The 18,866-nt window shown below is 73.4% G+C and carries 16 protein-coding genes and 2 pseudogenes; 13 read left to right on the top strand and 5 right to left on the bottom strand.

The genetic code is table 11. The annotated features are described in order from the left end of the window. Positions 1 to 501: 501 nt before the first annotated feature. The 3 genes from mscL (at position 502) to FRADC12_RS32265 (ending at position 5,196) form a co-directional block, all read left to right on the top strand. Positions 502 to 936 carry a large conductance mechanosensitive channel protein MscL gene (mscL, locus tag FRADC12_RS13905; protein WP_198152896.1) on the top strand — a complete coding sequence of 145 codons (435 nt, stop codon included), beginning with the start codon at positions 502 to 504 and terminating at the stop codon, positions 934 to 936. Between the two features lie 192 nt (positions 937 to 1,128). Further along, positions 1,129 to 2,739: a S1C family serine protease gene (locus FRADC12_RS13900; RefSeq protein WP_045879568.1), complete on the top strand. Its 1,611-nt coding sequence runs from the start codon at positions 1,129 to 1,131 to the stop codon at positions 2,737 to 2,739. 681 nt (positions 2,740 to 3,420) lie between these two features. Continuing rightward, positions 3,421 to 5,196: a hypothetical protein gene (locus FRADC12_RS32265; RefSeq protein ID WP_052710902.1), complete on the top strand. Its 1,776-nt coding sequence runs from the start codon at positions 3,421 to 3,423 to the stop codon at positions 5,194 to 5,196. A gap of 92 nt (positions 5,197 to 5,288) precedes the next feature. Here the strand turns inward: FRADC12_RS32265 and FRADC12_RS13890 are convergent, their stop codons facing one another. Then, entirely contained in the window at positions 5,289 to 5,936 is a 648-nt protein-coding gene (locus tag FRADC12_RS13890; RefSeq protein ID WP_045876979.1) for a response regulator transcription factor, read from the bottom strand. Between the two features lie 43 nt (positions 5,937 to 5,979). Further along, positions 5,980 to 6,795 carry an MOSC domain-containing protein gene (locus tag FRADC12_RS13885; protein WP_045876978.1) on the bottom strand — a complete coding sequence of 272 codons (816 nt, stop codon included), beginning with the start codon at positions 6,793 to 6,795 and terminating at the stop codon, positions 5,980 to 5,982. Between the two features lie 203 nt (positions 6,796 to 6,998). Here FRADC12_RS13885 and FRADC12_RS13880 point away from each other — a divergent pair, with 203 nt between their 5' ends. From FRADC12_RS13880 to FRADC12_RS13870, 3 genes are all read left to right on the top strand, one after another. Continuing rightward, positions 6,999 to 7,766: a hypothetical protein gene (locus tag FRADC12_RS13880; protein ID WP_052710901.1), complete on the top strand. Its 768-nt coding sequence runs from the start codon at positions 6,999 to 7,001 to the stop codon at positions 7,764 to 7,766. 242 nt (positions 7,767 to 8,008) lie between these two features. Then, positions 8,009 to 8,740: a YcnI family copper-binding membrane protein gene (locus FRADC12_RS13875; protein WP_045876977.1), complete on the top strand. Its 732-nt coding sequence runs from the start codon at positions 8,009 to 8,011 to the stop codon at positions 8,738 to 8,740. Between the two features lie 104 nt (positions 8,741 to 8,844). Continuing rightward, positions 8,845 to 10,902: a copper resistance CopC/CopD family protein gene (locus FRADC12_RS13870; RefSeq protein WP_232303781.1), complete on the top strand. Its 2,058-nt coding sequence runs from the start codon at positions 8,845 to 8,847 to the stop codon at positions 10,900 to 10,902. A gap of 14 nt (positions 10,903 to 10,916) precedes the next feature. Here FRADC12_RS13870 and FRADC12_RS13865 read toward each other — a convergent pair whose 3' ends face one another. Then, a complete protein-coding gene (locus tag FRADC12_RS13865) occupies positions 10,917 to 11,801 on the bottom strand; it encodes a hypothetical protein (protein ID WP_045876976.1) in 885 nt (294 codons plus the stop codon). 419 nt (positions 11,802 to 12,220) lie between these two features. On the opposite strand from FRADC12_RS13865, the gene FRADC12_RS13860 reads away from it, so the two are divergent. Further along, entirely contained in the window at positions 12,221 to 12,571 is a 351-nt protein-coding gene (locus FRADC12_RS13860; RefSeq protein WP_045876975.1) for a type II toxin-antitoxin system VapB family antitoxin, read from the top strand. A gap of 7 nt (positions 12,572 to 12,578) precedes the next feature. Here the strand turns inward: FRADC12_RS13860 and FRADC12_RS13855 are convergent, their stop codons facing one another. Further along, the gene (locus tag FRADC12_RS13855; RefSeq protein ID WP_045876974.1) at positions 12,579 to 12,938 is read right to left on the bottom strand and encodes a hypothetical protein; all 360 of its coding nucleotides are present in this window, start codon (positions 12,936 to 12,938) and stop codon (positions 12,579 to 12,581) included. A 304-nt stretch (positions 12,939 to 13,242) separates the two neighbouring features. On the opposite strand from FRADC12_RS13855, the pseudogene FRADC12_RS33125 reads away from it, so the two are divergent. From FRADC12_RS33125 to FRADC12_RS29775, 3 genes and pseudogenes are all read left to right on the top strand, one after another. After that, positions 13,243 to 13,356 (top strand): annotated as a pseudogene (locus tag FRADC12_RS33125) (zinc ABC transporter substrate-binding protein); the annotation flags it as partial. Positions 13,357 to 13,358: 2 nt separating this feature from the next. Continuing rightward, positions 13,359 to 13,517 (top strand): annotated as a pseudogene (locus tag FRADC12_RS29780) (ATP-binding cassette domain-containing protein); the annotation flags it as partial. 55 nt (positions 13,518 to 13,572) lie between these two features. Then, positions 13,573 to 13,779, top strand: coding sequence for a hypothetical protein (locus FRADC12_RS29775; RefSeq protein ID WP_232303780.1), 207 nt, complete (start codon positions 13,573 to 13,575; stop codon positions 13,777 to 13,779). Here FRADC12_RS29775 and FRADC12_RS13845 read toward each other — a convergent pair. Next, complete coding sequence (locus FRADC12_RS13845; RefSeq protein ID WP_045876972.1) at positions 13,740 to 14,234, bottom strand: Fur family transcriptional regulator; 495 nt, start codon at positions 14,232 to 14,234, stop codon at positions 13,740 to 13,742. The genes FRADC12_RS29775 and FRADC12_RS13845 overlap by 40 nt on opposite strands. Positions 14,235 to 14,544: 310 nt before the next feature. On the opposite strand from FRADC12_RS13845, the gene FRADC12_RS13840 reads away from it, so the two are divergent. The 3 genes from FRADC12_RS13840 (at position 14,545) to FRADC12_RS13830 (ending at position 18,857) form a co-directional block, all read left to right on the top strand. Next, the gene (locus FRADC12_RS13840) at positions 14,545 to 15,354 is read left to right on the top strand and encodes a hypothetical protein (RefSeq protein ID WP_052710900.1); all 810 of its coding nucleotides are present in this window, start codon (positions 14,545 to 14,547) and stop codon (positions 15,352 to 15,354) included. A gap of 205 nt (positions 15,355 to 15,559) precedes the next feature. Then, positions 15,560 to 16,774 (top strand): pyridoxal phosphate-dependent aminotransferase, encoded by a 1,215-nt coding sequence (locus FRADC12_RS13835; protein WP_045876971.1) that lies wholly within the window; start codon positions 15,560 to 15,562, stop codon positions 16,772 to 16,774. Positions 16,775 to 16,886: 112 nt separating this feature from the next. After that, positions 16,887 to 18,857, top strand: a complete 1,971-nt coding sequence (locus FRADC12_RS13830; protein WP_232303779.1) for a glycosyltransferase family 39 protein — start codon at positions 16,887 to 16,889, stop codon at positions 18,855 to 18,857. Positions 18,858 to 18,866: the final 9 nt, after the last annotated feature.

Genomic DNA, 18,866 nt, shown 5'->3' with positions numbered 1-18,866 from the left:
TCAGACCGGTGTACCACGCCGTTGGTCGCCCATTGCGGGAGACCCACGCGCCAGAAGGCGCCCTTCCGCGCTGATGCCACCGGATCGCCCGGCTTGGCACACACAGCGCAACCAGATGCCCCCATCCAGGTGACCATTTCGCCGCGCCCCGACGCGCTCGGTCACCAAAGAGCGCGGCGTCGGACAGCCCGGGCCGACTGGCGGTTGACGAGCCGTTGACCCGACACGCCCGGTTTGAGACTTTCGACGGCCGATAGCGGCACCAATTCCCATTAATTCTGTTCCGACCACTCAGGCGGTGGTTCGGGACTTTCGTCTACGGTGACCCGAACGGACAGCGCACGCTCGCCCGGCGCACCGGCGTCGGCGCGGTGGGCCGCCGACCGGATGGATGGCCTTCACCGGGGCGCGCGGGCAATGGCCGATCCAGCGAAACAAACAGCCAGGTTCGCGCCCGGTCGGCGCCGCCGCGGGCCAGAACCGACCCAAAAGGGGGGACCCATGCGCGACACCCTGCAAGGCTTCAAGAACTTCCTGATGCGCGGCAACATCATCGACCTGGCGGTCGCCGTCGTCATCGGCACCGCGTTCACCGCGCTGGTGAAGTCGCTGGTGGACAACATCCTGACGCCGCTGATCGCGGCCATCGCCGGCAAGCCAAGCTTCCAGGGGCTGACCTTCCGGATCCACCACAGCGCCTTCACCTACGGACTGTTCATCAACGAGGCGATCTCGTTTCTGATCGTCGCTGCCGTGATCTACTTCCTCGTGGTGATGCCGCTGGCCAAGATCAGCGAGCGGCGCCGCAGTGGCGAGACGCCCACGCAGGCGGACCCGGTGCTCTCCGACGAGGCCCTGCTGCTGGTCGAGATCCGCGACCTGCTCGCCGCCCGCGGCACCACCGGTCAGTCCGCCGAGCCTCCGAAGGGACTCTGAGCCGGCCCGCGGGGGCCCGCGCGCCGGCCCCGGAAGGTGGACCAGCCCGGCAGTGTCCGCATGGCGACCACGACCGACCAGCGAAGCTGCCCAGATGGTTGTCGGGCAGCCGATAGGCTGCCTGAGACCGCTTAGCGGAAACGTTGGTCGGGCTTCAGCAAGCGCTCAGGGTCCGCCGGGAAAGTGCCTCTCATGACAACGCGTCCCACCTTCAACACCACCGCGGTCGACGGCAGCGACCCGGCCGGTCGGTCGTTCGACGCCCGGGAGGGGTCGGAGACCGCGTTCGACCCTGCTCGATCCTCGGACGGCTCCGCGGACCGCTCGCCCTGGGCCCGGCCCGACGGCTCCCTGCTGTCGCCGGCGGAGAACCCGGGATTCGGCGCGGCGCCAGCCGGGCCGCCGGTCACCGGCGGTTTTCCCATCGACCCGCCTACCAACGGGGTACCTATGGCGTTCCGGGCTGAGGACGCGCCGAACCCACCGACCAACCCCGGCCAGGGCGGCCCCTGGGGCCCGCCGCCGGGTTCGCCCTGGGCGGGTCGGCCTGGCGACGCGTGGTCCGCTCCGCAGTACCCGCCGCCAGGCGGGATGTACTCCGGCGGCCCTGGTGGCCCCGGCGGCCCTGGCGGGATCACCGCCGGCCCCGCGCGCTCCGGGCCGATGGGTGGCCGGCGCCGGCTGGTCGCCGCGGCCGTCGCGCTCGCGCTCGTCAGCGGCGGGGTCGGCGGCGGGATCGGCGCCCTGGTCGCAGACAGCGACCATTCGACGACACAGGTCGTCACCGGCTCCGGGCTGACCCGCTCAACCGACTCGAACCCGGTGGCGCCGGCGGCCGACAACACCGTCAGCAAGGCCGCCCAGGTCATCCTGCCCAGCGTCGTGACGATCTCCGAGGTCGGCAACAACGAGGCCGGTACGGGATCGGGCATCATCATCCGCGCCGACGGCTACATCCTGACCAACAACCACGTGGTCTCCGGTGCCTCGGGAGCCAGCGGCTCGCTGACCGTCACCCTGCAGTCGGGGGACACCGTCGACGCGACCGTCGTCGGCACCGACCCGAGCTCCGACCTGGCCGTCATCAAGATCAACAAGTCGGGCCTGACCGCGGCGACGTTCGGCGACTCGGACGCCCTGCAGATCGGTGAGCTGGTGGTCGCCGTCGGCAGCCCGCTCGGCCTGGCCGGCACGGTCACCTCCGGCATCGTCAGCGCCGTGCACCGCCCGGTGCGCACCGGCGACAGCCAGGTCCAGGATGCCAACGCGGTCCTCGACGCGATCCAGACGGACGCCCCGATCAACCCGGGCAACTCCGGCGGCCCGCTGGTCAACAGCAAGGGCCAGATCGTCGGCGTCAACAGCGCGATCGCCACGGTCGACAGCGGCAGCAGCAGCCCGTTCGGCGGCCAGCAGCAGCAGTCCGGCAACATCGGCGTCGGGTTCGCCATCGCCAGCAACTACGCGCAGAAGATCGCCCAGCAGCTGATCACCTCCGGCAAGGCGGTCCACCCGTACCTCGGGATCAACGCGCAGGACGCCGGTAACGACCCGACGGGCACCGGCATCGGCGGCAAGGGTGCGCAGATCCAGAACCTCGTCAGCGGCGGCCCGGCGCAGCAGGCCGGTCTGCAGCCGGGCGACATCATCACCAAGATCGGCGACCGGACGGTGTCCGACGTCGACGCGCTGATCGCGGCGGTCCGCGCCCACGAGATCGGCGAGTCGGTGACGGTGACGTACACCCGCAACGGGCAGAGCCAGACCGCCAAGGTCACACTGGCGCAGCAGCCGTCCTCGTAGCCCCACAGCGACCTTCGAGGCCCGGCCGGTGAGTTTCACCGGCCGGGCCTCGGCGCGTTATGGCGGCCGGCCGCGCGTCCCGCCGCGGCTGTCCACACACCGGCCGGGCCCGCCTCACAAATCGGCCCGGCCGTCCCCGCCGGTGAATACCCGAAAACCGCCGGACCGAGATTTCAGATTTGCCCACCGGTACCACACCGTATACCCAGGTAATGCCGGCCCGGAACGCTGGGAGAACATTTCGGTAACGATTCTACGCAACCGGCGTATGGCACGACACGGAAGTGGTCCGCCGCCAGCCGGGCACCACCACGGTCAAGTCACCTGGGCCATAATCCGGTCCAAGGGGACAGATCCGCGAGGCATGTCTGGTATCCGGACAGCCCATCGGAACACGGGCATCGACGGCCCGTCCGCGCCCGTGGCCGCCGGCTCGGGACCGAGGAGACGAAGGGTCCGGATTCTGGCCAGACCCGCTGTACGAGCCCTGCCATCACGTGAAATCATCGAGGTCAGCGGGGGCTACGCAGTTGGTTACGGATGGATCAGGTGCCGTCATCGCCGTCAAGTCGGATGAGCTGTCGAACGCGCGACACGGCGATCTTCGCAAGGTTCACGCCCACCGAACGGCAGGCTCCTAGTATTGGTGCGTCCGAGTAAGCGACGGGAGCGGCGGGCGATATGGGCGGCGACGCGGACCTGGTGGCGCGAGTGCGCCGCGGTGACCGTCAGGCGTTCGACGATCTTTACGATCGGTATGCAGACGACGTCTTCTCCATGTGCCTGGTCGTTCTCGGCGACCCGACCGTGGCGCGGGCCGCCGCCGGCACCGCATTCGCGCTGGTCGCCCGCACCCGGATGAACCCGCTTTCCGATCCGTCCCGGCTGCGGTCCTGGCTGCTCGAGCTCGCCCGAGGCAGCGCACTGGCCTGGTCCGGCTCGCCGCAGGCCCGCAGCGTGCCGGTCCCGCACGGCGTCGGCGCCGAGGAGATGATCGAGGGCGCCGTCGTCCCCGCGCCCGCGAGCCTGCACACCGGCCTCGCCCGCACCTTCGACCGGGCCGCCAGCGCCGCCGCGCACGAGCGGGCCGCGCACGAGCACCTCGCCGCCCGGAACGTCCCGCGCCCGAGGAGCACCGAGGCAGCCGCCGCGTTGACCGGCGCCGCCCTGGCGGCGGACAGCGGCGATGTCCCGGCGGCCGGGGCCGGGCTCCGCGACGCGGCGGCCGTGCTCGAGCTGAGCTCGTCCGAACTCGCGGACGGCGAGGACGCCACAGTCGGCGCGGGGTCGCACGAGGCCGCCGCCGCGCACAGCCAGGACGCGACGCACGAAGCCGCCGCCGAGGCAGCCGAAGACGTCACCAGGGCCACCCACTTGGACGAGGCGCAGGACCACGACCTGGAGACCGTCGCCGACGGCCTGGCCGAGGTCACGGTCGAGGCGGCGGCGAACGTCACCCGGGCCGCCAAGACCGCCGGCCGCTTCAGCAGGAAGTCGGCCGGGCACGGGACGAAGGCCGCCAGGCCCGGTACCGGCGACCTGGCCGCCCATGCCACGGCGGACCCGGGCGCGGTCGCCCGCGGTAGCGGCCTCGGCGGCCACGCGGTCGGAGCCGAGCAGCCCGTGGCCCTGGTCAAGCGGCCGCGCGACGCCGCGGCCGAGAGCGCCGTCGACCTTGATGTCGACCCGCCGACACTCGACACCGAGCTACCGGCGAACGTCCTGCCGTTCGCCGCGGCCCAGCCGTTCTACGCCGACGACCAGTTCTACGCGGACGGCCAGGGCGCGCCCCTCGTCCCGATCGACGACGTCGAGACCCGCCACGGTCGAGGGCTCAGCCCCGACTGGCGCACCCGGCCGGCGATCGCGATCGCCGCGTCGCTGGTGGTCGCGGTCGCGGGTATCACCGCCGCGCTCAACTGGCCGACGCCGTCGGCGAACCTGTCGGCCGAGAACTACCCGGGCGCGGCGATCGTCGCGCCCTCACTGGCGGTGACCTCGACGGCGACGCAGGGCGCCGCGACCACCCCGCCTGGGATCACCCCGCCGGTGGCGCCGCAAGCCCCCGCGGTGGTCATCACGCACGGCCAGCCGCGCCCGGTCGTCGACCATCACTTGATCGTCGCGACGACGCCGCCCCCACCATCGGACGGCGGCGCCCCCACCCAGCCGACGGTCACCAACTCGCCGACGGCCACGGTTACCTCGCCGGCCACGACGACAGACGGCCCGACGTCGCACTCGAGCCCGACGGTGACCCCAACCTGGTCGTCGTCGCACAGCCCGCCGCCGACCGGCGGCGCACCGACCAGCCCGGCACCGACCCAGCCCGCGACGACCCCGCCGCCGGCCGGCAAGACGACCCCGCCGGTCACGACGGCGGCCCCGACGCTGCAGCTGCCCCACCCGTCGACCGTCCTCGGCACGCTCGACTCGGGCAGCACCGCCAACCTCTAGCCGGGCAGCCGCCGTCCGACTGACTTACCAGGTCCAGCTTCACCGACCTCGGACCCGCTCAGGCGAGCCTCGCCGCCCCCGGGCGGCTGGACTCAGGACTCGCGCAGGTAGGTGAGGACCGCCAGCACCCGGCGGTGGTCACCGCCTGACGCCTCCAGGCCGAGCTTGGCGAAGACGTTGGAGATGTGCTTCTCGACCGCGCCAGCGCTCACCACCAGATGCGAGGCGATCGCGGCGTTGGACCGCCCCTCGGCCATCAGCTGGAGCACCTCCCGCTCACGCGGCGTCAGCGTGGCCATCGGGTCGTCCCGGCGGCTGCGGACCAGCAGCTGCGCGACCACCTCGGGGTCCATCACGGTGCCGCCGCCGGCCACGCGCCGGACCGCGTCGACGAACTCGCGGACATCGGCCACCCGGTCCTTGAGCAGGTAGCCGATCGAGCCGGCGCCGTCGGCGAGCAGCTCGGCGGCGTACTGCTTCTCGACGTACTGGCTCAGCACCAGCACCGGCGAGCCGGGCACCTCGGCCCGCGCCGAGATCGCCGCCCGCAGCCCCTCGTCCCGGTGGGACGGGGGCATCCGCACGTCCACGACGGAGACGTCCGGCCGGTGCGTCGTGATCGCGCCCACCAGCGCCGGGCCGTCCCCGACGGCCGCCACGATCTCGCAGCCCGCGTCGGTCAGCAGCCTGGACAAACCCTCCCGCAGCAGCACCGAGTCCTCGGCGATCACGACCCGCACGGCACCTCCCACTCCTCGTCGGCGGCGGGCCCCGGCCTGGCGCTCAGCCGGCCGCGCCGAGCAGGGTGACCGGATCGCCGGGCCGGACCGTGCCGGCTGTCAGCACCGTGGCATAGCTGCCGCAGTCGGTGTGACCGTAATGGGTCTGGAGTTCCTTGAGGACCTTCAGGTCCCTTTCGGCGGTCCGCGGGTTGACCATCGTCGCCGCGCAGCGAGGGATGTCGCGCAGGACCCGCAGCCGGGCCGGCCCGACGAGGATCTCCTGGCCGACCCAGTCCCGCTCGGCCCAGGCCGCCACGCCGTCGAGATGCAGGTTCGCCCGGAACCGCAGCGGGTCGACGGCCTGGCCGACCCGTTCGGCGAAGTCGCGAACGCTGGCGAGGTTGAGCAGGGAGACGGCCCGCATCAGCTCGGGCCCGCTCGGCCCCGCGTCGGTGAACCGGTGCCCGCGCTGGGCGGCGACCAGCCGGGGCAGCCCACCGTCGCCGGACGTCCCGGCGGTCGGCGCGGCCAGCGCGCCGAAGTACTCCTCGACGGACCGGCGGCCGGCGGCCGTGCCCAGGTCGGCCGACCAACGGCTCGCGCCGTCGTCGACGGTGAGCACGCGGGTCCCCGGGTCGTAGCCGGTGCGCACCCGCGCGAGCGTCTCGTCGCGCATCAGCATGAGGAAGTGGCGCTTGCCCAGCGCGACCGGACGGTCCTCGTCGAACTCGGTGCTCGGCAGCGCGAGCGCGAACATCCGATCCCCGGGGACCCCGTCGCCGGCGGCCAGGGCCACCTCGTCCAGCCGCTCACCGGTCAGGCCCTTGACCGGGTATCGGTAGAGCTCGGACACGCGGGGACCGGTCGACACGCCCATCAGCCCCGCTCCCTTGCCCGCACGGTCCTGTCCGCGCTTCGACGCTACCCGCTGCCCGGGCGATGCCAGCGAACCAGCGCGCGGCCCGGGCTCGTCCCCCGACGGGGGACTGTGCCCGTGGGCGCCTGGCTGGCCGAGAGGGCAGTTCGTCGCGCTGGCGACGGGGCTCGTGCCGAACATTCAAGATGTGGCAGAGTCGCGGCGTGACGTCCGGTCGGGCAGACGCGCCGCGGCCGCCAGGTTCGCATGGCGCCAGCACGGCCCGGCCCAGCATCCCGGCGGTCGAGATCGCGCTGCCGGCCACCGGCAACGGGCCCGCGGCCGGGCCGACCCGACTGGTCCGAGCCGTCGTGGCCGGCGGGTCGTCGGTGAGCCTCGCGGTCGGCGCACACACCGCCGCCAGCGGTCAGCCACCGCCGGCCTGGCTGGTCCTCGCGGCTGGAGCGCTGTTCGTCCGGCTGGCGTGGGGCCTCGCCCGCAGGCGCCGCGGCCTCGCCGCGGTGCTCGGTCTGCTCACCTGCTCGCAGCTCGCGGCGCACGTCGCGTTCGTGCTCGCCAGCCATCCGGTGGGTGCCGGCCACCACCACGTGCTGCGGCCCACCGAACTGCTCCTGGAGCAGGACGGGTCGACGTGGACGCGAGCCGCGTTCATGGTCCTCGCCCATCTCGCCGCCCTCCTGGGCACCGGCCTGCTGCTGCACCGGGCCGACAGGCTGCTGTGGGCCGCCGCCACGCTGCGCACCGCGCTGCCGAGGGCCGCGGCCCGGATCGTCGGGCCGCTGGTCGCGGCCGCCGCCCGGCTGCGCCGCCTAATGGTGCTTGCAGCCACCGACGGTGATGCGGACGGACGCCTCGACGTCGGTTCGCTGGCCAGCAGACCCCCGGTACGTCCGCGCACGCATCCGGTCGGCCGCGCCGCCCGGCGGCGCGGCCCGCCGGCGAGCCCGGTCGTCACCCTCCTCGTGGTCTGACCAGATCCGCGCACCTGGAACCCGGGTGCCCCGGCCTACTGCTCTGACCGACCTCGCGTTCCGGTCGCCTAGCTCGCAGCCGTCCGCCGCAGGCCGCTGCCTGGGCGAACGCCGGTGGCGTGCCTCGGCGGCCCATCACCGCTCCCGTTCCGGCCCTGCCCGCGACGCCGCGTCGCCCAGTTCCGGCCGAGCGGGGGCCGGCCCATTCCTGTTCGCCTGTCCACCTGTGTGGAAGGACCACCATGTCCCGAAGAATGCCCCGGTTCGCCAGAGTCGCCGGCGTGGCCACGATCGGCGCCGTCGCCGTCGTGGCGATGGCTTTGCCGGCCTCGGCGCACGTCACGGTGTCGCCCCAGAGCGCCCCGGCGGGCGGATACGTCCAGCTCTCCTTCAACGTCCCCTCCGAGAGCGACACCGCGGCGACGACCAAGCTCGACGTGCAGTTCCCGACCGCCGATCCCATCGCCTCGGTCGCGGTGCAGCCGAAGGCCGGCTGGACGTACGAGGTCAAGACCGGCGCCCCTAGCAGGCCGGTCACCGACGACGACGGTGACAAGATCACTCAGGTTGTCAGCGAGATCATCTGGACTGCCGACGGGCCGGGCATCAAGCCCGGCGAGTTCGACACCTTCGTCGTCTCGGCCGGTCCGCTGCCCACCGACGCGAAGTCCGTCAGCTTCAAGGCGCTGCAGACGTACTCCGACGGCTCGGTGGTTCGTTGGATCGACGAGAGCCAGGCCGGCCAGCCGGAGCCGGAACACCCGGCTCCCACCGTGACCCTGACCGCGGCGACGGGCGACACGGCCAGCACCGCCGGCGCCACGCCTGCCCCGGCGGCGGCCCCCGCCGCGGCCAAGGCGGATGACACCGCCCGCGGGCTGGGGATCGCCGGCCTCGTGGTCGGCGTGCTCGGCTTCGTCACCGCGGGCCTCGCGCTCGCGTCGACCCGCCGCCGCGCCAACACGGGCGGCTGACCTGGGAACCGTCGGCGGCGGGCCAGCCCGCCGCCGACGGGACCTTCTGGACCAGGGCGCCGGGCGGACTTTCACGGGGCGCCCGGCAGAAAGAGACTGGGCGCATGAGCGGCAATTCCGGCACGGCGGCTGACGAGCCCCGCTTCCTCCCGTCGCAGACGGCCGACCCGGCCGGCCGCCGCCGCCGCCGCAGGCGAACCGTACGGCGCCGGCGGGCGGGCATGCTGGCGGCCCTCACGGTGACCGCCGTGGTGGCCCTCATCGGGCTGGGAGCGTCGCCCGCGTGGGCGCACGCGATCCTGGAACGGGCGATGCCGGCCGGTGGCACGGCCGCCGCGACGTCGCCGGCGACCGTGACGCTCGGCTTCAGTGAGTCCGTCCGGGCGGATTCGACGTCCATCCGGGTGATCGACGCACACGGCACCCGGGTGGACATCGGGGGCGCGCACGGCGGCCCGACCGCCTCCCAGGTCACGATCGCGCTCAAGCGCAACCTGCCGACGGGCACCTATCTCGTCAGCTGGCATGTGATCTCGGAGGACAGCCACCCCGTCGCCGGCGGGTACGCGTTCGGGATCGGCCGGGCGCCCACGGCGAGCGAGGCCGCTGCGGCGAACGCGGCGCAGACCGGCTCGTCGGTGACCGGGTTCGTGTTCGGCGTGGCCAGGCTGGTCGCCTTCGTTGGGATGGCGGTGCTGCTCGGCGCCGGCTTCTTCCTGCTGGTGCTTTGGCCAGCCGGGCTGCGCCGGGCCGCGCCACGCCGGCTGCTGGCCGCGGGGTGGGTGGCCGCGCTCGTGGGGGCCGTCGCCTGTCTTTTCCTGCAGGGGCCCTATGGCGACGATCTCGGGCTGTCGGCGCTGTTCCGCTGGGCACCGCTCGGCTCCACGCTGGCCGACCGGTACGGCAAGCTCACCCTGATCCGGCTGCTGGCGCTGCTGCTGGCCGTCCCACTGCTGCGCGCGGTGCTCGCGGCCACCGCCGCGCGGCCCGACGCGCCGACCACCCCGGACGATGAGCCGGGGTGGCGGCCGTCGGTCTGGACGAAGGCCGAGCTCGGCGGCCTCGCAGTCGCGGTCGCCGCGACGACGGCACTCACCGGTCACGGCGGCGTCGGCTCGTGGGCGTGGCTGGCGACCACAAGCATCACGGCGCACCTGCTGGCGATGTCGGTCTGGCTCGGTGGCCTGGCGGTCCTCGCCACCGGCCTGCTCGACCGCCGCCGCCCCGCACCCACCGACAGCGAGGACCAGGCCGACTGGGCCGAGGCGGTCGTCCGCCGGTCCAGCCCCGACGAGGGTGACGAGGACGGCGAGCTCGACGACGAGGCCGCGCTGGCCGCCGCCCGCGCCTACCTCGACGAGCATGACGGCGACGTCGTGCCGGTCGAGGCCGACCGCGCGGCCGAGCTGGCCGCGGTACTTCCGCGCTGGTCGCGCGCCGCGATGACAGCGGTCGCGCTGATCGTCCTGTCCGGCGTTTACCAGAGCTGGCGTGAGCTCGGCGCGGTGGGCGCGCTGTTCGACACCGCCTACGGCCGGCTGCTGCTCTACAAGCTGTGGTTCGTGCTGGCGATGCTCGGGGTCGGCTTCGTGTCGAACCGCTGGGTGATCCGGCACTTCCGCCCGGTCGCGCTGGCGATGACCGCGCAGACCGACGCGGCCAGCGCCGAGGCCGACGACGACGAGGCGGAGTTCGACGAGGAGGGGCGCCGCAGGGTCACCCGCGGCTCGCTGGGGGTGCTGCGACGCGGCGTGATGGCCGAGGCCGTGATCGGCCTGGCGGTGCTCGCGGTCACCGCGGCGCTCGTCAACCGTGCTCCCGGCCGCACGACGTACGCGCCGCCGTTCCACACGACGACCACCGCCGGGCCCCTCACCGTCGAGGTCCGCGTCTCGCCGACCCGGACCGGCCTGGAGACGGTCGACGTCCGGGTGCGCGACCCGCAGGGCCAGCCGCAGCGGCTGGTGGAGGCGTCGGTCACGATGTCGCTGCCGGCGGCCCAGGTCGGGCCGATCGACGTCCCGATGGTCGCGGCCGGCACCGGCGAGCTGATCGCCCAGGCCGCCCAGGTCCCGCTCGCAGGCTCGTGGCGGATGGGCATCACCTTGCGGATCAACGACTTCGACGAGTACTCCACCACCGTCGCCTACACCGTGCGGTGACCGCCGCGCCGCCGCTACCGGGACGGCTCCGCGAGCAGGCGGCGCAGCTCGAGGCCCAACGAGCGCGGCTCCGTCAGCGGGTTGTGAAAGGCGACCGTCAGCTCGTGGGCACCCGCCTCGTCGACCAGCCACAGGGTCAGGCCGCCGCGGTCGAGCGCTCCGACGGCGATGCCCGCGACGCTGCTGAGGTCCGCCGGGCGCATCGGCGCAGCCGACCCGGTCCCAGGCACCTCGGCGGCGACCGTCCGGCCGTGGGCGGCGGCGATGAGCCGCAACTGGCCTACGTGCGCGGTGTTCAGGTGCTCGATGAGGTCGGGCGCGTAGGCGGCGATGAGGTCGGGCTCGGCGAGCGCGTACGCGTCCAGCTCGATCCGGCGGCCGGACGCCGTCGACGGCCACGCTGGCTCGGCGCCGCGGCCCAGCCCCCGCCGTCCCGCGAGCGCGTTGACCCGGCGCCCGGCGCGGTGGCCACGGCGGCGCGCGCCTGGCTCGGTCGGGGTGGGCAGGCAGAGCAGCACCTCGTCGACCGACAGCGCCAGCGCGGCGAGCCCGTCGTCGTCGTAGTCCTGCATGGTCGGGCGCAGCCCGGGGCCGGCGATCCGCCGGGCGATCTGCTCGGCGCTGCCCGGCATGGTGCGCAGCTGGCCGCCGAGCACGAGCCGCTCGCCCCGGAACCCCGGCACGTCGAGCCGGCAGCGGCGAGCCCCTGCCGTCAGCGTCGGCGGGCTGCCGGCTCCGACCAGGAGGACGGGCTCACCGCCGTCGTCGATCAGGCCGGTCCAGCCACACACCCGCGCTCCCGGCAGGGTGAGCAGCGCGTGCCGAGCGCCGGCCAGTACGGTCCGCGCGTGGATCGCGAGCCGGGGCATCGCGTCGTCGTCCGGTTCCTCCGCGGCCATCAGGCCCCTCCCACCCAAAGCAGTCATGAAGTTAGGCTTACTTAAGTGGGTGTCGTGGCGTAGGTCAAGCGCTTTCGCGAGCTGATCCCGCGGCACGGGCCGCCCGGGCGGGTTCGAAGGCAGCGTGAGCCGGCACCGGCCGGCGGGGTGGGCACCCCGCGACACGCCCTGGCAACGAGGCCACGCGCACCGGCTGACGGCTACGCGACGCCAATGCCGTCCGTGTGTCTCAAGACCTGGGCAACTGCGGGCCGGAGAGTGGTAGTGCGCGAGGGTGCGGGCGCAGGATTCTAGGCTGTAGTGGTGGCGTCGCCGAGCAAGGTGAGCGGCCACCCGCTCCGGCTCCGGCCGGTTGGGACGGTTGTCGACGCGCGGCCACCCGGTGTGCGTGGGTTGACGAGACGGCGAAGGAGGTACAGGTGATCTTCAAGCTGGTCGGGGACGGTCGCCCGTATCCCGATCACGGGCTCGGCCAGCGCGACTGGGCGAAGATCCCGCCGCGCCAGGTCCGGCTCGACCAGCTGGTCACGACGAAGCGGGTCCTCGCTCTCGATCTGCTGCTCGACGAGGACTCGACCTTCTACGGCGACCTGTTCCCGCACGTCGTCGAATGGGACGGCACGCTCTACCTGGAGGACGGGCTGCATCGCGCCGTCCGCGCCGCGCTGCAGCAGCGGACGTCCATCCACGCCCGGGTGTACGTGCTCGCCGCCGGCCACCCCGGCTCGCCGCCGTCCGGCGAGGCCACGATCCCGCGCCCGGCGCGGTGACCGGCCGTCAGCCGGTCGGGAAGGTGTAGACGACGAAGCGGTCCGAGCCGACCTTCGCGAAGACGTAGCGCGGGCAGGCCCTCGCCGGCTTGTAGGCGGCGATGGGGCGCAGCACCGGCGAGCGCATGACCTGCTTGACCCGGCCGCCCGCGAGCGACTCCATGTCGGCGGTGGACACGTCCGGCGGACTGTCGCGCCGCTCGTAGTACGTGCGGCAGTAGCGGATCTCGTTCGGCCGCGACGTCCACGCGGGGGTGTGGAAGTACCACAGCAGGTAGAGCTCGCGGAAGACGATCGTGATCAGGCCGATGACGATGAGCGCGCGGACGAAGTTCCCGGCTCGGGACGAGGCGAGGACTGGGCTCACAACACGGTGACCCTATGCCCATCTCCACAGGTTCCCGGACATGTCCCCTGTATCCGACGCATGTGTCGTGCAACGGCCGACCCACTCTCGCCCGGTTGGGCACGACGCCCGGCCTCGACACGCCCGACCGGAAGCGGCCAGTTTGGACCACTATCCGAAATTGTTTTCATTACGGACGCGCGAAGCCGTGGCGGGGTCTGCTCCTCCCCCGATCGAGGCGAACGTCGGGCCGGCCCCCGAAGGCGGCGGCACCGGACCAGGGCCGCGGCGGGAGCTCTCGGCGTCCTGAGCCTGGCCGCGTCGGGCGGGTGAGGACTCGCTGTACGCCGACTCGCTCGGCCCGGCCGGATCCGCCGGTGACACCTACCTGAAGGCCGAGCAGCACAACACCGACGTGATCGTGCGGGCACTCCGGTGAGCGCCGCCGACACCGCGCTGGACGCGGTCGGGCTCGCGCACCGGGCGAAGGACCGTTTCGGCACGCTGTCCGGCGGCCAGCGCCAGCGGGTCCTGCTGGCCAGGGCGATCGCGGGCGCGCCCCGGCTGCTGCTGCTGGACGAGCCGTTCAACGGCGTCGACGCTGGTCGTCGGCCCGGCGGCGACCGCCCGGCGGTGGTGCGTCCGCACCGGCTCGATGACGGCGCTCGCGATGGCGCTGGGGATGGTCGCCGGCGTCGCCTGCCTGGCCATGAGCGCCCAGTGGAACATCGCGGCCGGTGGCGCGATCGTGCTGACGGTCACGGCGCTGTTCGCCGGCTCGCTGCTGGTGGCTCCGTGGCTGCGGGCCGAGGCTTGCCCGGCTCAGGCGCCGGCGGCGGCGCAGCTGGCGCAGCGGCCGTAGATCTCGACGGTGTGGGCGACGTCCGTGAAGCCCTCGGCCGCGGCGACCTGCTCGGTCCAGTGCTCGATCTCGCGGCCGGAGACCTCGACCGTGTGCCCGCAGACCCGGCAGACCAGATGGTGGTGGTGGGTGTCGGTGGTGCACCGGCGGTAGACCGTCTCGCCGTCGTCGAGGCGCAGCACGTCGACCTCGCCGCGGTCGGCGAGCACCTGCAGATGCCGGTAGACGGTGGTCAGCCCGACCGGCTGGCCGTCGGCGCGCAGCTGGGCGTGCAGCTCCTGGGCGCTGGTGAACGCGTTGGTCGCGGCAAGCGCCGCGGAGACGGCATCACCCTGCCGGGTCGAGCGCGTCGCGGTGCCTCGGCCCGCCGCGGCCCTGCCGACGGGAGCCGTCGGGCCAGGCCCGGACGCTTCGTCGTTCGCTCGGCTGCGGTTCACGGTCGACACACCATCCACTTTCTCACCTCAGCCGCTACGGGGTCCCAGGACGACCGGCACCCTGTATACCCGGCGATCGGCCTCGCGGAAGCGAAGCCGATTGATCCACCGCCAGATCAGCACCGGGTCTGACGGCCCTCGGCAAGGGATTCCTTCCAGGTCAAAACACCTGCAGGGCGGCCGACTCCGACCCGGCCGACAAGGAGGGTAGAAAGAGCGCGAGGTGCACCTAACGACCCTCCCCGTCGGCAGCTGACGTAACTGGCGATATCGTGCCGACTCGTACGCGCTACTGGCTGACGCCGGTGACTCGAAGGAGAACGGTCGGATGGCGGTCCCTCGGCTGAGCCTGCGTGCAAAGGCCGACGGGGAGCCCAGCGAACTATGGAAGCCGTTCGCCCTCGCCGGAGCCATCCTCATCGCGGTCGCTGGGGTGCTGACCACCTGCGCCGGCCCTAAGCCCGCGGACTCGACGGCGAACAGCGGCGGCAGCGCATTCGCGGCATCAACCGTCAGCAGCGACGCACTGACCCGGTGGTACATCGGCACGCAGGCCATCCGGCAACTCGTCGCGCTCGACGTCGCGGCCATCCGCACCGACCTGGCCGGGCAGAACGGAACGGCCCTGCAGCCGGTGTGCAGCGCCCTCGCCGACGCCGTCACGGAGGCCCGCGCGCTCCCCCCGGGCCCGGACAGCGCGGCCCAGGACCTGTTCGACGGTGGACTCGACGGTTACGGCGACGGCGTCGCGGCCTGCGGGAACCTGTTCGACGGCACGGCGGCGCCCGTCTCCACCATCCAGCAGCGTGTGAAGGCCGGGCTGACCAAGGGCGACGCGCAGTGGTCCGCGCTCGCCACCCGGGTCGGGCAGCCCATGGCCACCTTCTCGGCGCCGGCCCCCTCGGCCGGCGTCACGCCCGCCGCACCGCCCGCGACGGGGACGCCCTCCGCCTCGGCTCGGCCGACGTCCAGTGCGGCCGCCCGCCAGACCGCGGCGCCGACCACCCCGGCCAGGCAGACCACCTCGCCGCCGCCACCCGCGACCACCCCGCCTCCGTCTCCCACCGCGGTCCCCACCAGCGAGGCGCCGCCCACACCGACTCCGACCGCGACCAAGGCGGGGATCCTCGGCGCCTGAACCGAAGGCCCGCCCGTTGGCGGGTGACCGTCGTCTCTGCACACACCGTGGTGTCGCTGGACGCAGGCACGGTCACTGCGGGTGAAAATAGGAGCCTAGAATGGGCCGATACGGGTCCCGAGGCTCCCCTCGGCGCGGGTGACGCGGCCTCCCGCGGCCACTGGGCGTGCATAAACCCGTGGACAGCCGGCCTACCCTGGATGGCATGGAGTTCACCCAGTCCGACAAGCTCGCCGGCGTCTGTTATGACGTCCGAGGTCCAATCCTCGACGAGGCGACCCGGATGGAGACCGCAGGCCAGCGGATCCTGAAGCTGAACATCGGGAACCCCGCTCCGTTCGGCTTCTCCACGCCGCCCGAGGTCCTCGCCTCCGTCATGGAGAACCTCGCGAGCGCACAGGGCTACAGCGACTCCAAGGGACTTCCCGCCGCCCGCGCCGCGGTCGTCGACTACCACCGCCGCAAGGGCATCGCCGGCATCGGGCCGGACGACGTCTACCTCGGAAACGGCGTCTCCGAACTGATCATGATGTCCCTTCAGGCGCTGCTCAACAACGGTGACGAGGTGCTGCTGCCGGCGCCCGACTACCCGCTGTGGACGGCGGTCGTCAGCCTCTGCGGCGGCCGGCCGGTGCACTACCTGTGCGACGAGTCCGCGGACTGGGCCCCCGACATCGAGGACGTCGCCGCCAGGATCACCCCCCGCACCCGGGCACTGGTGCTGATCAACCCGAACAACCCGACCGGCGCGGTCTACGACCGGGCCACCGTCGAGGCGCTCGTGGAGCTGGCCCGCCAGCACAACCTGATGCTCTTCTCGGACGAGATCTACGACCGGGTGCTCTTCGACGACGCCGAGCACGTGTCCACCGCGGCGCTCGCGCCGGACGTGGTCTGCGTGACCTTCAACGGGCTGTCGAAGTCGTACCTGCTCGCCGGCTTCCGCGCCGGCTGGATGGTCGTCTCCGGCCCGCGCCAGCATGCCAGCAGCTACATCGAGGGTCTCAACATCCTGGCGAACATGCGGCTGTGCGCGAACGTGCCCGGCCAGTACGCGGTGGTCGCGGCACTGGGGAACGACGAGGGCGCCGGCAGCCTGGTGCTGCCCGGCGGCCGGCTGCGCGAGCAGCGCGACACCGTGGTGAAGCTGCTGGCCGACATCCCCGGGGTCACCTGCGTGCCGCCGCGCGGCGCGCTGTACGCGTTCCCGCGGCTGGACCCGGACGTCTACCCGATCACGGACGACGAGCGGTTCGTTCTGGACCTGCTGCGGGCCGAGAAGATCCTCCTGGTGCAGGGCACCGGCTTCAACTGGCCGAGCCCCGACCACGTCCGGATCGTCACCCTCCCGAACGTCGACGACCTGACCGCCGCGATCGGCCGGATCGGCCACTTCCTGTCGACGTACACGCAGCGCTAACAGGCTGCGGTCGCCAGAGGCCCCGGGCACCTCGTCATCCACACTCTGCGGGAGGATTTCCACAGCCCAACGCACTCTGTGGACAAGGTCTGTGGATAAGCCTCTCTCAACTGTGGATGCCAGCGTCGAGTCGACCAAGGAGCCGCTACCCGGCGTAGCCGAGCCGGGAGGCCCGGAAGAGGCCTCGCGCGGCCCCGACGCCGGGACCGTCACCCCGCCGGCCCCGCGCCCGCCGGCCCGTCGGCATCCCCGGGCGGCTGTGGATATCGCCGTGCCCGCCGCCCTGGCCGGCGCGGTCGTCGCCGTGCTGGCCGTGCTGCACACGATGCTGGCCAGGCCGCTCTGGTACGACGAGATCTGGCGGCCGCACTTCCTGTCCGCGCCGCCGTCGACGTACTGGTCCCAGCTCGCGCAGGCGAACACGCCGTCGGCCCTCGGCTGGGCGGTGCTCATCCGCCTCGTCGGCGACGTCGCCGGCTGGCACGCCTGGGCTCTGCGGGTTCCCGAACTGGTGGCGCTGGTGGCGCTGCCGGTCGTCACGTACGCGTTCATCCGCCGCTTCGCCGGTCCGGTGGCGGCCGGCCTGGCGGCGGCCAGCCTCGGCCTGTCCGGGGTCGTGGTCGACCTCGGCACCCAGCTCAAGCCGTACAGCGTCGAGGCGCTCGCCTCGCTCGTGATCGTCTGGCTGTGGGTCAGGGCGCCGAGCACGGCCCCGTGGCACCGGCGGCTCGGCTGGCGCACCGCCGCGGGCCTGGTCGCACTGTTCTCCGTTCCGGCGGCGCTCCTGGTCATCCCGCTGGCCGCCGTCGACGTGGTGACCGCCGGTTACGGCTACCGCTACGGGAGCTGGCGAGTCGGCTGGCGCCACCGGCTGTGGGCCGCGGCCACCGCGGCGCCGGCGGTCGTGATCTGTGGGCTGCACACGTGGCTGTTCATCGGCCATCAGTCGAGCCAGCGGGCCAGCCAGTTCTGGAACACCCAGTTCCTGGCCGGCCGCGGTCCGCTGGGCGGCCTGCGTTTCGTCGCCCGTGAGCTGGTCCGGATCTTCGGCGGCGCCCCGACCGGCGTCGACCGGTACGACCCGAACCTGGTGCACCCGGCCACCGACCCGACCTTCGCGGCGGCCTGGCTGCTCGCCCCCGCCGCCGCCGTGGCGTTCCTCGTCGGCGCGGCCGCGCTGGCCCGCGGGAGCACGATCAGCCGGACGGTCTGGGGCATCGGCGGCGCGCACCGCCCGTCCGACCGGCCGGCGACGGCGGACGACGGTGGGTACGTGGTCGCGGCCGTGCTAGGCGCGCTCGTGCTCGCCCTTGCCGCCAGCGCCGGCCGCTACTGGCCCTTCGGCGCCAACCGCACGAACCTCTTCCTCGTCCCACTGCTGGTCACGGTCGTCGGCACCGGTGGCGACCGCCTCGCCCGCCGCGCCAGCACCCGCGACCCCCTGGCCCAGCTGGACCACGTCCGGCGACGGGCCTCGACCGCCCGCAGGCTCGGCCTGGGCGCCCTGGTCCGGTACTGCCGGCTGGCCGCGTCCGGCTGGCACCGGCTCGGCCGGCCGGGCCGGGAGGTCGCGCGAGCCGCGCTGGTCGCCATCCTGGTCGTGCTCGCGGCGACGCCGGCCGCGTCGGCGAGCGCGCTGCGGCCGCTGTGGCGGGAACGCGGCGAGATCCGCCCGGTGGCGCTCATGGTCGACGCGACGACCCAGACCCGGCGGCTCTACCGCCCGGGCGATGTCGTCGTGGCCGGCGGCCGGCTCGCCCGGTCCGGCTGGCTGTATGCCATGGACGTCAGCGCGGACGGGCCTTTCCTCGCGTCGTCGGCGAAGCAGCCTGGGCCGGTCGGGCCGCGCGTGCCCACCGGTGCGACGGTGTTCCTCACCGCGGTGGGCAAGGGCGAGGCGCGTGCCGCACTCGCCGCGCGCCGGGGCCCGACGCCGGACCGGCTGCTGCTCTTCGTCCTCGTCTACGACCGGGCCGGCACGGCCGGCGAGCTCGCGAGCCTGCGCGCCGCGGGCTGGTGCGCGACGCAGACCTTTGACTACCCCGGCACTGGCACCCTGCGCGTCCTCGCCCGCTGCTCATAGCCCCACCGG

Source organism: Pseudofrankia sp. DC12 (genome assembly GCF_000966285.1).
Lineage (GTDB): Bacteria > Actinomycetota > Actinomycetes > Frankiales > Frankiaceae > Pseudofrankia.
Note: the sequence above shows the minus strand (reverse complement) of the source record. Positions and strands in the feature narration are given on the sequence as shown.